This window comes from Streptomyces sp. NPDC043908 (assembly GCF_056435525.1).
The window spans coordinates 483,551-496,348 of sequence record NZ_JBWKEI010000001.1 but is presented as its reverse complement, the minus strand read 5'-3'; the positions used below and the strand labels follow the sequence as shown (position 1 = coordinate 496,348).

The following is a 12,798-nucleotide window of genomic DNA, read 5'->3' as shown; positions in this document are numbered from 1 at the left end:
CACGGGGTGAGTCACGTGGTGGATCACGGGCGGCGTGAACCCATCAGCGCCGCCGCGAGCGCGGCGGGAATGAGGAGCAGAAGCAGGACGGCCACGACCGACAGGCCAGAGACCTCCCGGGCCCTGCGCCGCACCCGGGTCAGGACCGAGGCCTCCTCGCCGGGGCGTTCGTTGGTACGGGGCGGCCGCGGCCGGGGCGGCACCACCGGCGCAGGGGGCCGCGGGGGTGTGACACCGGCCGTCCCACCGCCCGGCTGCGCGGGCGCCGCACCCGCGATGCCTCCGCCGGGCGGCGCGGGCGCGACACCGGCCGCCCCGCCGCCCGGGGCCACGGGCGCCGCGCCGGCCGTACCTCCACCGGGCGCCGCGGGCGCCACGCCGCCGGTCCCCGCAGCGGGCGGCGCGGGCGCCACGCCTGCCACTCCACCGCCGGGCGCGACCCCGGCCGCCCCGCCTCCCGGGGCTCCGGCCACCCCGCCTCCCGGCGCCGCGGGCGCGACACCGGCCGCCCCACCGCCCGGCTGCTCGACGCCAGCACCCCCGGCACCCCCGGCACCGGCGCCCGGAGCCACGGGTACGGCACCGGCGGTTCCACCATTGGCCGGGGCGGGTCCGGTCCCCACCGCACCCTCTCCGAAAAGGGGCGCCGACGGCGTTTCCCCGGGCGCGAAGGGGCCGGGGGGACCGGGGGGCGCGATCGGCGCGCTGTAGAACGGCGGCTGGGCGAGCAGGCCGCGCGTGGCCGGGCCGGGCGGCTGCCCCGGCAGGCCGCCGGCCGGCGGCGGTACGGCCGGTACGAGTGCGCCAGCCGAACCCGGCGCCCCGCCCGGCCCCGACACCCCGCCTGGCCCTGACGCTGCGCCTGGTGCACCTGGTGTGCCAGTTCCGCCTCCCCCGGGTGCCCCGGGCGTCCCAGGTGCTCCGGGTGAGCCCGGCGGTGGCACCGTGCCGGGGCCCGTCGCGGGAGGCGCCTGCTGACGCAGAGGAGGGCGTGGCTGCAAGGGGAACGCCGGACGGAAGGGGAACGGCGGTGCCAAGGCCGCCGGGGGCAGAATCGGTGGGGTGGGGACGCTGAACGAGAGCGTGGCGTGCGCGGTGAGGACGGGGGGTGCTTCGCCGCCTCCCGCCGGGCCCAGCGTGATCGTCCGGTCGCTTCCCGTGGCCACGCCCGCGCTGCGGTACGTACCGGGGGGCCGCACGACCTGCGCCGCGCACGTCACGGACGTACCGGGAGGCAGCTCGGGGACGTTCGTACGGCCGGAGCAGTCGATGCGGCCGGGTGCCAGCGCGGGGTCGGCCAGCTGTACGTCGTACACCGTCCTGTTGCCGGGGTTGGTCAAGACGTAGCGGACCTCGGCCTCGTTGAAACTGGTCAGCAGCGCGCTCTCCGACAGGGACAGCCGCCCGGCCACACCCGCGTAGCCGCTGTGCGCCACAGCCTTCATCCGTATCCCCAGGGAGGCGATCGCGCCGGTCGCGGTCACCCAGCCGGTGTGCGGGCCGGGGGCGGCGGGAAACCGGGCCGTGCAGGTGGTGCTCGACAGGGCCCGTAGGGTTCCGGGACTGCCGGAACCGCCGCCGCAGCGGAGCAGCGCGGGCGCTACGGCCGGATCGGTCAGACGCACCGAGGAGAGGTCGGCCCCGCTGTGGTTGGTGAGCCGGTAGACCTTCACGACGGGTGCGCCGGCCCGGATCCCGGGCTGTACCGCGCCGAGCCCGGGACGGGTGTTGACGGTGACGGTCAGCTGGAGGCCGTTCTCCCCGACTCCTCCCGCACGGGCCGCCGGTGCGCGGTCCGCGTAGGCCGCGCACATCGCGGCCGTGATCGTGCACACGGCGAGGAAGGCCGTGTGCCGGCCCCGTGGGCACCCGCGCCGAAGCCCCATCCTGACCACCTTTGAGCGAGGGTCGCTGTGAGGCAGATGGTCACCGGTCGCCGTGCGGCAACGGCCGCAGGCGTGCCGGTGCAGTCGTATTTTCTGCCTGATATCGCCCTGATGGGTGAGCAGCGGGCCGTGTGCCTGCCGCGTTCGCCGCCCCGGCCGGGTAGTCGGTCCGGCTCAGCCGGGATCTTTGATTGAAGGGGCACCACTCCCCCGATCGGCCGATCGCCGCGCCCGGGAGGCGGGGAAGGCATGGCGTATGACGAACGTGAGTGCATCCGGGTCACCGGTGCGACCTCGGCACGCGGAGCCGGCCTCGGCCCGGGCGGATCGCCCGGGTACGGGACGCCGGGCGGGTGCCGCACCACTGGGGCGGATCCGGCGGACGGGGCACCACTGACTCTCTGGAGCGCGCGGTTCGGCGCCTCCGGCACACCCGGGCAACGCCACGGTGAGGCCGGACAAACGCTGCTCCGACCACTCGTCCGGCCGGGGCAGCGCCAGCCCCGGTCGCCGTTCCCGTCCATCGACTCCACGAGCCCTTTGGGGATGTCCATGTTCACTGAAGTCCGAGCCCTCATCTCGGAAACGCTGCGGATTCCGGCCGACGACCTGGCCCTGGACACGTCCCTGGCCGATCTGGACTCCCTCGCTCGCGCCGAACTCGCCGTCGCCCTGGAGAACTCCTATCGCGGTGCCGTCGACGGTGACCGGGCGGCGCGCGCCCAGACCGTGGAGGAGCTCGTCACCCTGCTGGAGCGAGGGCTTCGCCGGTGAGCGGCGCCGTCGTGGTCACGGGGCTGGGCCTGGTGACTCCGGCCGGCGTCGGCGTGGCGGAGAGCTGGGCCGGCATCTGCTCCGGGCTGCCGACGGCGATGGTGGAACCCCTGCTCGCGCCGTCGCCCGTCCGCCTGGCCTGCCGGGTGACCGGTTTCGACCCCGAGCGGGTCCTGGGAGCGGAGCGCGCTCACCGTACGGCGCGGTTCGGCCAGTTCGCGCTGGCCGCGGTGGCGGAGGCCCTCGGTGACGCGGGGCTCGACCCCGCGCAGTGGGACGGTTCGCGCGTCGGCATGGTCCTGGGCAACTCCGTGGGCGGGCTCGATGCCTGCGTCCTGGCGCAGGAGACGATGCGCGACCGGGGCGCCCGGGCCGTCTCCCCGCTCCTCCTGCCGCACTACCTGTCGAACATGGCGGCCGGGCACACCACGATCGCGCACCGGATCACCGGCCCCTGCCTGGTGGTCTCGACCGCCTGTGCCTCGGGCACCACGGCGATCGGCACCGCCCTGGACATGCTGCGGGCCCGGCGCTGCGACATCGTCGTGGCCGGCGGCACCGAGGCGCCGCTGACCCCGGTGGTGGCCACCGGTTTCGCCCAACTGGGCGCGCTGTCCCGTGCGGAGGACGCGAAGGGGGCGTCCCGACCCTTCGATTCCCGGCGTGACGGCTTCGTCCTGGCCGAGGGCGCGGGCGTGCTGATCCTGGAGCGGGAGGAGCACGCCCTGGCGCGCGGGGCCCGCGTCCGTGCCCGCGTCGCGGGACGGGGCGAGACCGCGGACGCCCATCACCCGGTGGCGCCCCACCCCGACGGCACCGGGCTGGAGCGGGCGGTGCGCGACGCGCTGGCCGACGCCGATCTGTCCGCGTCCGACGTGGATCACGTCAACGCCCACGCCACGGGGACGCCTCGCGGGGACGCGGCCGAGGCAGCGGTGCTGGCCCGGGTCTTCCCCCATCGGCCGCCCGTCACCTCCATCAAGGGCGTGACCGGTCACAGCCTGGGGGCGGCGGGAGCCATCGAGGCGGTGTGCGCGGTGCTGTCGATCGCCCACCGGACCATCCCCGGCACGGCCAACCTCCGCGACCCCGACCCGGCCACCGACCTGCACCTCGTCCCCTCCACACTGCGCCGGACGGTGAAAGCGGTGCTCACGCACTCGGTGGGCTTCGGCGGGCAGAACGCCGCGTTGGTGGTGACGGCCCCGTGAGCGCGCCCGGCCCGGCCGCCCTGCGGCGCGGCACCGCCGTAAGGCACTGCCTGCGCCTGGCGTGGGTGTATCTCGTCTTCTTCGAACTCCCGGCCCTGCGCGCCCTGCTGTCGCGCCGGGCTCGGGACACGCGCGCCCGTGAGCGGCTCTTCGGCCACCTGAGCCACCGGCTGCTCACCACGGGCATCGAGAAGGCGGGATTCTTCCTGGAGGGCCGTCACGCGCCGCCCTCCATCGAGGCCGGTCGCCCGGTGGTGCTGCTGGTCCGCCACTCCGGCCCCTTCAACCCCCAGCTGCTGGCCCTGCTCGCATGCCACGAACTGGGGCGCGGCCTGATCTCGGTGGGACGCCTCCTGCCGGCCTGGGATCCGGCCCTCGCGTTCTTGCTGCGTCCGCCGCGGGTGGCGCTGATCCGGTGGAACCGGCACGGCCCGGCCCGGGCCATGCGGTTCCTGATCCACCACGCCCAGAGGCTCGGCCCGGACGACGTGCTCGCGTTCTTCCCTGAAGGGGCGCACATGACCGCTGCGCGAAGGCGTACGGTCCTGGCGAACCTGCACAGGTCCGATCCCGCGCGCGCGGCGTGGGCCCGGGACCTGCGCCACGTGCTTCCCCCGGTGCCGTCCGGGGCGGCGCGCGTGCTGGCCCAGGCCGTCGACGCCGATGTCGTCGTCGTGGGCCACACCGGGCTGGAAGACCCGCTGAGCTGCCTGACCGACGTCGGCTATCCGGTGACCGGCCACCGCCGCGTACACCTGCGCTGGTGGCACACCCCGGCAGCGGACGTACCCCGCGAACCCGCGGCGGCCGCCGCCTGGCTCGATCAGCAGTGGGCGGCCATGGACGCGTGGATCTCCCGCGTCCGCGCCCCGGCCGCGGCTCCGGCCCCTGGCCATGTCCCGGCCCCTGCCCCACAGTGACCGCACCGGCTCAAGGGCCGCCCGCCTTGCCGAGCACTCAGTACGCCGACCGCCATGCTTCGCGCCCGGATCACCGCCCTGGAGAGGCCGCAGAGATGACACACCACCCCACCCACACGCCCGAAGTCGCCTTCGTGCTCGGCGGAGGCGGCGCCCTCGGCGGCCACCAGGTAGGCATGGTCCGTGCTCTCTTCGAGCACGGGATCACTCCCGACCTGGTCATCGGTACGTCCATCGGGTCGATCCAGGGAGCCATGGTCGCCAGGAACCCGACGCCGACGGTGTGCGAGGAGATGCTGCGCTTCTGGCACGACTTCGTCGCCGACCGGGTCATGGGCCTCACCCCGCGCAGCCTGCTCAAGGCGCTCGCCCTGCGGCCCGAGATCAAGACGAACACCGCCGTACGCGCCCTGCTGGCCAGCCACTTCGCCCAGCCGAGCAGGATCGAGGATCTCCAGGTCCCGTACCAGTGCGTCGCCGCGTCCATCGAGCGCGCGGCCGTACGGTACTTCGACTCCGGCCCCCTGCTCCCCGCGCTGCTGGCCTCCAGCGCCGTGCCGGGGCTGTGGCCTCCGGTCCGGATCGGTGCCGAGCACTACGTGGACGGAGGGGTCGTCGAGTCCGTACCCCTGGCGCGGGCCGTGGCCAGTGGCGCGCGCACCATCTACGTCCTGCGGATGCGCCAGAACGAACGGCCCCTGCGCCCGGCTCGTACCCCCTGGCACCTGGGGGCGACCATCTTCGAGGTGTCCCGCAGGCACCATCTGCACCAGGTCCTCAACAGCCGTCCCGACGGCGTACGCGTCCACGTCCTGCCCAGTGGTGAGGACGCCCCGATGCAGGGGCCGGAGACCCGGTGGCCCGGCAGGAGCAGTGAACTGGCCGCCATCCACCGCCGCATCGACCTCAGCTACGCCGCCACCAGCCGCTATCTTGAGGCCCGCGCCACGCGGCAGCCCGTCGTTCCGCGCCGCACGGCACCCAGGCCGCACGTCCACCCCGCGTGGCCCGGGGAGGTGCCGTCCCTGGTGACGGAGAAGCACCGGCGGCAGTTCCACCTCTTCGACACCGACGCGGACGGTGTCGTCACGGCGGCGGACTTCATGGCCGCCGCCACCCGGATGGCCACGCGCCTCGGGCACGAGACGGACAGCCGGCAGGCTCTGGCCCTCCGCGACGCGTTCGCCACGTACTGGCGCAGTCTGACCGGTGAGGCCGGGGTGTTCTCCTCGCAGTCCCTGACGCGCGAGCCGTTCACCACCGCCCTGGCCAAACTCGCCTTCACCCCCGCCACCTACGACACCTGCATTCTGCCGCTGGTCACGGCCATCCTGATGGCCGCCGACCACGACCAGGACGGTCTTCTCGGCAGGTCCGAGACGCGCCAGCTCGTACGGGCCCTCGGCGCGGACGAGACGGAGGCGGCCCACATCGCCCACCGACTGGACACCAACGGGGACGGCATGACCAACCTCGACGAACTGAGCGAGTCCCTCCACGACTATTTCACCAGCGACGAGCCCGGGTGCGTGGGAAACCTGCTCTTCGGCGGGGCTGCCCCCGAGGCGCCGGGGGCGGGCCCGTCGTGAGGTCAGCGCCCGCCGCGCAGCCGCTTGAACATCCCGCGGGCCTGCTCCCGCTTGCGCGGGTCGGAGGCGGCGCGCCGCACCGAGGCGATCGTCCGCTGCCCCTGCGGGGTGCGGCTGAACTGCTTGATCTTGGCGAGGAGACCGGACATGAAACCCTCCCGATGTAGCGAGCCGTGACGCTACGTCGTCTGCCCCGGCACTGCCGGTCGAAACGGCGGCGCGGATGCCACGCGGGGGCGCGGCGGGTGTCGCGGGGAGCACGATGAAGCGCCGGGAGGATGAGGAGCCGTCCGCGCCTGCGGGCGCTCGGGGATGGCGCTCAGAGGGGGTCCCGCGCCCCGAGGGCAGCGATGTCGAGGACGGTGCGGGCCCTGGTCGCTCGGGGTGAACGCGGCTTTGACGACCGGGACTTGGGCGGGGTGGACCACCGAGCTGCCGAAGAAGCCGCGTCGCGGCCACGGGCGCAGTCCGCCGCCAGCCTGTCGAGGTCGCGTAAGCTCTGGGCCGCGCTCAACCGCACGAACACCCTGGTGCGGCTGAAGGTCCCGTACGGCGCCCGGTCCGTCACCCGGGACGCCGCCTTCACATGCCAGGGTCCGGGGAAGCGTGGGTCTCGTCCTTCGACTTCGAGGACACACCGCCGTTCCTCCCGTAGGCGCCCACACGCGCCACAGGAGTCGTACCGTGGCTCCCATGTGCTGGAGTGCGACAGCCGACCTCGTCGCGGGTGCGGGCATCGCGGCCGTGGGAGTCGTCTCGGTGACCCTCGCGGCCCGGCGCCCCCGCGATGTGCCCCTGGCCGCGCTGCCGCTCCTCCTCGGGAGTCACCAGATCGTCGAAGCCGCGGTGTGGCACCACGACGGCGGCACCGGGCCTGCCACGGTGGCCTGGGCCGTCATCGCGCTTCCCCTGCTGGCGCTGTGGGTACCGGCGGCCGTCCTCTGCGCCGCGCCGCCGAGCGCTCGCCTCCGTCTGCTCATCCCCTTGGCCGCAGGGCTCGCGACCGCGACGGCACTCGCCCACGCGCTGGCGACCCGCACCGTGACGGCCGAGATCCGCGGGCACACCGTCGGATACTCTCTCGGCCTTGCGCAGCCGGAACTGGTCGTCGGCGGCTACCTCCTCGCCACGATCGGCTCCCTGCTCCTGTCCGGCGACCGGGGGCTGGTCCTGCTCGGTGTGCTGGTCGCCGTGGGAGCCGCGGTGTCCGCCGCGCTGTGGCGGCAGGAGTACATCTCGACGTGGTGCGCGTCCGCGGCGGTGTGTTCGGTGATCGTGGCGCTCTGGGCGAGAGGGCGCCGTCCACCGGCGCCGGTCGCGGGGCCGTCGGGCCGAGGCATGCGAGAGGCGTGACCGGGACCTGGTGGGGGCGGCCCGCAGACCTCACCCGGCCACCCGCGGCCGGGACACGGGCGCGGCGGTGGGACACGGGCGCCGACCGGGCCCGCGCCCTGTTCGCCGCGGCCGCGCCCCGGCCGGCCCCGGCTCGTGAAGCGTCCTACCGCTTGGGGGGCTTGATCCAGCCCGCACGCACCAGCTGGTCGCAGTGCCACTTGGCGTAGCTCCGGCTCTCGCCCTTGTTCCGGGCGGCCTTGATGCAGTCCGCGTACGGCCACGGCGGCCCGTCGAGCCGGGGAGAAGAGGCGGGGGCGGCCGTGGAGGCGCCGTGGGCGTGGACCGGGCCCGCCAGTCCCAGAGCGGACATGGTCAAGACCGTGACAGCAATGATTTTCCTCATGGCCTGTCAACGATCACCGTGCGCGCGGGACACGCCCCTCCGCCGGGGTGGCCGTCGTTCCGCCGCGACCATCACCCGAACGGACGCACCCGGCCGTCACTGGGGGACCCTCCCGGCGGCGCGCGACCGATGATCCGTCCGCTAGGGTGCCTGCGGCCCGACGGGGCCAGAACCCGGGTGTGGCTGGAGGAGCCCGGCCGGGTGGGAGTCGGGAGGGGCGGCATGGACACCATCGCGACGGTACTGCGGAAGGCGCTGGCGATCGGCGGGGCCACCGGGGTGGCCGTGGTCGACTTCCGCCAGCGCCGGGTCCTGGGGTCCCTCGATCGCGGCAGCGGGCTCGACATGGACAAGGTCGCCTACGGGGACAGCGACGTGATGCGCGCCAAGCTGTACACCCTGGAGCTCCTCGGCTATGCCCCGGACAGCGTCGAGGACATCCTGATCACCCTCGGCACCGAGCTCCACCTGATCCGGCCGCTGCTGCGGCTGCGTGAGGGCGGCCTCTTCATCTACCTCGTCCTGGACCGCGAACGCGCGCTGCCCCTGGAGGAGATCCGCGCGGCACTCCGTGCTCTGGAGCCCCTCCTGGAACTGTAGGCGCACCGGCCCCGGCCACCGGACGGCCGGGACATCTTCCACGAAGCCATGGTGTGTGAGCACGCGTCGTGCGGGCATCCGACCTGCGAACGACTTCGAGGAAGGGACGGCATGGAGATCTCCGGCATCATCACCGCCATCATCATCGGCGCAATCATCGGCGTTCTGGGCCGCCTCGCCCTGCCCGGCCGCCAGCACACCGGCATCCTGTGGACCATCGCCGTCGGTATCATCGCCGCTCTGATCGGTACCGCCATCGCCGCCGCCCTGGACGTGGCGGACACCAACGGCATCGACTGGATCGAACTCGCCATCCAGATCGCACTCGCCGCAGTCGGTGTCGCCGCGGTCGAACGGATGAAGGGCCGACGCTGACCGGCAGGCAGGTTTTCCCCCATCGGCCGCCCGGGGATCTCCCCGGGCGGCCGACGCGTACCCACCATCCGGGCGCCCTTGAGGTCATACGGCGAACACCGAAGAAGCGGACCCGCTAGGGGTGGTAGAGGGTTCGGGCACGTGCCGTGTCGGCCTGCCCGTCCTCGTCGAGCCGCAGGAAGTAGGCCACCTGCCACGCCTGCGTACCGCGTGCCTGTCGGTTGGTGGTCGTCACCCAGGGCGGATAGACCCGAAAACCCCGTTTGCCGCCGGCGTCGGCTCGCGAGACGATGCCGCGCTCGCACAGCACCTCGCGCGGGAACACGAACTGCCCGAAGTGGCCGCTGTCGCGACTGCTGATGACGAAGAGGTCGATGCCGTCGTCGACGTCGAAGGGGCGGATCGGGCCCTGTGCGGACCGCTGCCATACGGTCACGAACTGGCCGACCTTCGTCGGGGTGGTCCTGGCCACGCGGAACCGTACCGCCAGACCGTCAAGGGTGAACCCGTGAGCCGCGTACTCCGCACTCTCCGGCTCGGGCACCGGCCGGGTGCAGACGAAGCCGCTCGGGTCGTACACCCGTGTCCTCGCCGCCACCAGGTCATCAGGAAGCCCCGACCAGGGGTGATTCTTCGCCACTCCCCCATCCTGCCATCAGCTCGTCGCACCCCTCCGACATGGGCAGCGGTGGTGATAATCTGCCGTGCTGTCAGATTGCTCAAGGTTCTTCCCGGCGTGCGGAGGTGCGAGCGCAGATGACCGACTGGGCCGAGTACTGGGACCGTCGTTACACCCACGGCGACATCGGCTGGACGCTCGCTCCCCACCCGCTGGCGGTCGAGGAGCTGGCGCTGGTGGCACCGGACGCGCCTTCCGGCCCGGCGGCGGCGCGGCCCCGCGCCCTCGACCTCGGGGCGGGTGCCGGACGCCATACGTTGTGGCTCGCCCGCCGAGGCTGGCAGGTGACGGCCGTGGACATCTCCTCGGTGGCCCTGGAGCGCACGCGCCGGCAGGCCGAGGAGGCGAGGGTGGAGGTGACGACCGTCCTGGCGGATCTGGGTTCGTACGGACCGCCGCGCTCCACCTTCAACCTCGCCCTCATCACGTACGTCCACATCGAACCGGCAGAGCGGGCGGCACTCCTGGCACGTGCGTCCGAGGCGCTGGTTCCGGGCGGACGGCTGGTGATCGTGGGGCACCATCTCGACAACCTCGGCATCGGCCTCGAAGGGCCGTCCGAACCGGAGCGGATGTACACCCCGGACCGCCTGCGCGCGGAACTGCCGGACCTGCGCGTCGAACGCGCCGAGCGGGTGGTGCACACCGTCACGACCTCGACGGGCGAGCGCGAGGCGTACGCCACGGTGATCAGGGCCAGTCGGCCGGGGAAGACGGCGCGTACCGCCGCGCGGAACGGACACGGACACGGGGACGGGGACCTCGACTGAGGGGGGAGCGGGCGAGCGCCGACCGCCACACCCACTCGCCCCCTCCAGCCACCCTCAGAGGGCGGGGCCGCACACCACCAGACGTACCAGCAGGGCCCGCAGGGCTTCGCTCTCCTCGGCGGACAAAGGACCCAGGAACTCGCGGTGGACCCCGGCCAGCACTTCCTGCGCCTCCCGCAGCCGTCGCAGTCCCCGTTCGGTCAGGTGCAGTTCCAGGGCCCGGCGGTCGGGGCCGCGTCTGCGCTCCATCAGGCCCGTCCCCTCCAGCTTGTCGACCAGGGTGACGACGGTCATGCGATTGATGCGGAGCTGGTTGCCCACCGCCCGCTGGTTGATGCCCGGTTCGGCCGCGACGACGCTCAGCACATCGAGTTGACGCATCGTCACCTGCAGCGGCGACAGGTCGCGCTCGACGGAACCCGCGACCGTCCGGGCCGCTCTGCACAACAGGAAGCCGTGCCACCGCTGAAGACCTTCGCACAAGAGTGGATCCGTGACGCCGAGTTCCTTGCCCACGGCCAATCCTCCGGCTCCTTCGGCGAGCGCCAGGTGCAGCGCACGGTCTGCCCCAGGGCACCTGCCGGGCCGGGCGGCGCGGCCTCGCGCCTCGGGTCCGACAGCAGCACTGACTGCCTTTCAGACAGAAGACCAATGACTTTGAGACACGTCAAGCCTCCGCGGCGGTCAGGACGGGCATGCGGCCCGCGCTCCGGCGCGTGACCAGTCGCGCGGACGGCGCGTTGCTCCAACGGGGCGCTCGCGCGGGCTTGTTGGCACGTACGAGGCCGCGCGCCCGCGTTGACGATTCCAGCGGGCCGCCCCATACTGACCCATCAGGTCCTCTGACTATCAGCGCTAGTGATTAATTGCCTTCCGGCAGCCATGGAGGCGCGGGTGCACGCGAGAACCGCGGCCCGTCAGCAGACCGACGAACCGGAGGGAAGGCAGTGGACAAGCGCACCACCGATGCCCAGGACATGCGCCTGATCTACGCCGGCTCCTTCCTCGGCAACTTCGACCGGATCGTGATCACCCCGCTGCTGCTGCCCGCGTCCAAAGGCCTGGGCGTCAGCCTCTCCTCCGTCACGATCGCCCTCACGGCCTATCTGCTGCTGTTCGGTCTGATGCAGCCCATCCACGGTCTCGTCTCCGACGTGTACGGGCGCGTACCGGTCATGCGGGTGGCCCTGATGGGCATGTGCGTCGCGGACCTGGTGTCCGCGCTCGCCCCCAACCTGGGCGTACTGATCCTCGGACGCGCGCTCGCGGGCGCGTCGGCGGCCGCCCTGCTGCCCGTGATGGTCGCGTACGTGGGCGACCGGCTGCCGTTCGCCCAGCGGCAGCGGACCGTCGCGAGCGTGCTCGCGGCCGGGGCCGTCGGCACGGCCGCCGCGACCGTGGTGGCGGGGGTGTTCACGCACCTGTGGAACTGGCGCGCGGCGATCCTGCTGGTGGCGATCTGCTCGCCGCTGCTCGTCCTGGCCTTCGGCCGCCTGCCGGAGGCATCCGCCCCGGCGCCCAGCGGCACGAGCGTCTCCGCCCGGCTCGGCATGGTCTTCCGTATCGGCTGGTTCCGGTTCCTGGTGGCCTTCGCGGTCTTCGAGGGCGCGGCCATGCTGGGCTTCTTCAACTTCCTCAACACGGCCCTCCAGTCGGGCGGCCACAGCGTCGTGTACGCGGGTCTGGTCACCGGCAGCTACGGTCTGGCCGCGGTGGCGGGCGGCGTGGCGGTACGCGCCCTGGGCCAGCGGGTGTCGGCCGCGACCCACTTCGCCGTCGGCAGCGCGCTGCTCGGCGTGGGCTATCTGGTGTGCGTGCCCACCCAGTCGATGCTGACCGTGCTGACGGCCAGCGTGCTGTCCGGGCTCGCCTTCGCCCTGGTGCAGTCCACGGTGCAGACCTGGGGGACCGAGGTCGCGCCGCCGCAGGTACGCGGCATCGCCACGTCGCTGGTGGCGTGCGCGGTGTACACGGGGGCGGCCCTGAGTACATATCTGGTCAGCGGCCTGGCGGACGACGAGCACTTCGGCACGCTCTTCGCGATCGCCGCGGCCGTCACCCTGCCCGTCGCCCTCGTCGGACCGGTCGCCCGCGCACGGTTCTCGGCGTCCCTGGCACTGCGGCAGGAGCAGCCCCTTCCGGCGCAGCCGCCCACGACGCAGACGCCGTAGCGCCAGGAGTTGGCGGCTGCCCGCAGGCCGCCGTACGACGTCGTGGCCGACCGGAACCTCGTGTCGCCCGCAGGGCTCTTTCGAC

General features: G+C 73.3%; 14 protein-coding genes. 9 read left to right on the top strand and 5 right to left on the bottom strand.

The window, feature by feature from the left end; translation table 11 throughout:
- Window positions 1–23 precede the first annotated feature (23 nt).
- Window positions 24–1,835, bottom strand: a complete 1,812-nt coding sequence (locus AC069K_RS02325) for a hypothetical protein (RefSeq protein WP_478611280.1) — start codon at window positions 1,833–1,835, stop codon at window positions 24–26.
- A gap of 603 nt (window positions 1,836–2,438) precedes the next feature.
- On the opposite strand from AC069K_RS02325, the gene AC069K_RS02320 reads away from it, so the two are divergent.
- The 4 genes from AC069K_RS02320 (at window position 2,439) to AC069K_RS02305 (ending at window position 6,380) form a co-directional block, all read left to right on the top strand.
- Window positions 2,439–2,660: an acyl carrier protein gene (locus AC069K_RS02320; RefSeq protein WP_358837549.1), complete on the top strand. Its 222-nt coding sequence runs from the start codon at window positions 2,439–2,441 to the stop codon at window positions 2,658–2,660.
- Window positions 2,657–3,871, top strand: coding sequence for a beta-ketoacyl-[acyl-carrier-protein] synthase family protein (locus AC069K_RS02315; RefSeq protein WP_478611277.1), 1,215 nt, complete (start codon window positions 2,657–2,659; stop codon window positions 3,869–3,871). Before AC069K_RS02320 ends, AC069K_RS02315 begins: the two co-directional genes overlap by 4 nt.
- Window positions 3,868–4,791, top strand: a complete 924-nt coding sequence (locus tag AC069K_RS02310) for a hypothetical protein (RefSeq protein WP_478611274.1) — start codon at window positions 3,868–3,870, stop codon at window positions 4,789–4,791. Before AC069K_RS02315 ends, AC069K_RS02310 begins: the two co-directional genes overlap by 4 nt.
- A 95-nt stretch (window positions 4,792–4,886) precedes the next feature.
- Window positions 4,887–6,380 (top strand): patatin-like phospholipase family protein, encoded by a 1,494-nt coding sequence (locus tag AC069K_RS02305; RefSeq protein ID WP_478611271.1) that lies wholly within the window; start codon window positions 4,887–4,889, stop codon window positions 6,378–6,380.
- A 2-nt stretch (window positions 6,381–6,382) separates the two neighbouring features.
- Here AC069K_RS02305 and AC069K_RS02300 read toward each other — a convergent pair whose 3' ends face one another.
- A complete protein-coding gene (locus AC069K_RS02300; protein WP_358837801.1) occupies window positions 6,383–6,529 on the bottom strand; it encodes a hypothetical protein in 147 nt (48 codons plus the stop codon).
- A 544-nt stretch (window positions 6,530–7,073) separates the two neighbouring features.
- Between AC069K_RS02300 and AC069K_RS02295 the strand changes: the two genes are divergently transcribed.
- Complete coding sequence (locus AC069K_RS02295; RefSeq protein WP_478611267.1) at window positions 7,074–7,733, top strand: DUF6629 family protein; 660 nt, start codon at window positions 7,074–7,076, stop codon at window positions 7,731–7,733.
- A gap of 145 nt (window positions 7,734–7,878) precedes the next feature.
- Here the strand turns inward: AC069K_RS02295 and AC069K_RS02290 are convergent, their stop codons facing one another.
- A complete protein-coding gene (locus AC069K_RS02290; protein ID WP_365114265.1) occupies window positions 7,879–8,085 on the bottom strand; it encodes a hypothetical protein in 207 nt (68 codons plus the stop codon).
- A 255-nt stretch (window positions 8,086–8,340) separates the two neighbouring features.
- Here AC069K_RS02290 and AC069K_RS02285 point away from each other — a divergent pair, with 255 nt between their 5' ends.
- On the top strand, window positions 8,341–8,718 hold the full coding sequence (locus AC069K_RS02285; protein ID WP_358836784.1) for a hypothetical protein: 378 nt from the start codon (window positions 8,341–8,343) through the stop codon (window positions 8,716–8,718).
- Between the two features lie 111 nt (window positions 8,719–8,829).
- Window positions 8,830–9,093 carry a GlsB/YeaQ/YmgE family stress response membrane protein gene (locus tag AC069K_RS02280; RefSeq protein ID WP_365114267.1) on the top strand — a complete coding sequence of 88 codons (264 nt, stop codon included), beginning with the start codon at window positions 8,830–8,832 and terminating at the stop codon, window positions 9,091–9,093.
- Between the two features lie 115 nt (window positions 9,094–9,208).
- On the opposite strand, the gene AC069K_RS02275 is transcribed toward AC069K_RS02280, so the two are convergent.
- A complete protein-coding gene (locus AC069K_RS02275; protein ID WP_478611262.1) occupies window positions 9,209–9,733 on the bottom strand; it encodes a MepB family protein in 525 nt (174 codons plus the stop codon).
- A gap of 116 nt (window positions 9,734–9,849) precedes the next feature.
- On the opposite strand from AC069K_RS02275, the gene AC069K_RS02270 reads away from it, so the two are divergent.
- A complete protein-coding gene (locus tag AC069K_RS02270; RefSeq protein ID WP_478611261.1) occupies window positions 9,850–10,542 on the top strand; it encodes a class I SAM-dependent methyltransferase in 693 nt (230 codons plus the stop codon).
- 54 nt (window positions 10,543–10,596) lie between these two features.
- Here AC069K_RS02270 and AC069K_RS02265 read toward each other — a convergent pair whose 3' ends face one another.
- Complete coding sequence (locus tag AC069K_RS02265) at window positions 10,597–11,058, bottom strand: MarR family winged helix-turn-helix transcriptional regulator (RefSeq protein WP_478611258.1); 462 nt, start codon at window positions 11,056–11,058, stop codon at window positions 10,597–10,599.
- Window positions 11,059–11,489: 431 nt separating this feature from the next.
- On the opposite strand from AC069K_RS02265, the gene AC069K_RS02260 reads away from it, so the two are divergent.
- Window positions 11,490–12,713 (top strand): MFS transporter, encoded by a 1,224-nt coding sequence (locus AC069K_RS02260; RefSeq protein WP_478611255.1) that lies wholly within the window; start codon window positions 11,490–11,492, stop codon window positions 12,711–12,713.
- Window positions 12,714–12,798: the final 85 nt, after the last annotated feature.

What these genes read in the sequence shown, in the direction of transcription:
- AC069K_RS02290 (WP_365114265.1), bottom strand. Translation starts at nt 8,085, where the DNA reads ATGTCCGCTCTGGGACTGGCGGGCCCGGTCCACGCCCACGGCGCCTCC.
- AC069K_RS02285 (WP_358836784.1), top strand. Translation starts at nt 8,341, where the DNA reads ATGGACACCATCGCGACGGTACTGCGGAAGGCGCTGGCGATCGGCGGG.
- AC069K_RS02320 (WP_358837549.1), top strand. Translation starts at nt 2,439, where the DNA reads ATGTTCACTGAAGTCCGAGCCCTCATCTCGGAAACGCTGCGGATTCCG.
- AC069K_RS02280 (WP_365114267.1), top strand. Translation starts at nt 8,830, where the DNA reads ATGGAGATCTCCGGCATCATCACCGCCATCATCATCGGCGCAATCATC.
- AC069K_RS02300 (WP_358837801.1), bottom strand. Translation starts at nt 6,529, where the DNA reads ATGTCCGGTCTCCTCGCCAAGATCAAGCAGTTCAGCCGCACCCCGCAG.
- AC069K_RS02305 (WP_478611271.1), top strand. Translation starts at nt 4,887, where the DNA reads ATGACACACCACCCCACCCACACGCCCGAAGTCGCCTTCGTGCTCGGC.
- AC069K_RS02270 (WP_478611261.1), top strand. Translation starts at nt 9,850, where the DNA reads ATGACCGACTGGGCCGAGTACTGGGACCGTCGTTACACCCACGGCGAC.
- AC069K_RS02295 (WP_478611267.1), top strand. Translation starts at nt 7,074, where the DNA reads ATGTGCTGGAGTGCGACAGCCGACCTCGTCGCGGGTGCGGGCATCGCG.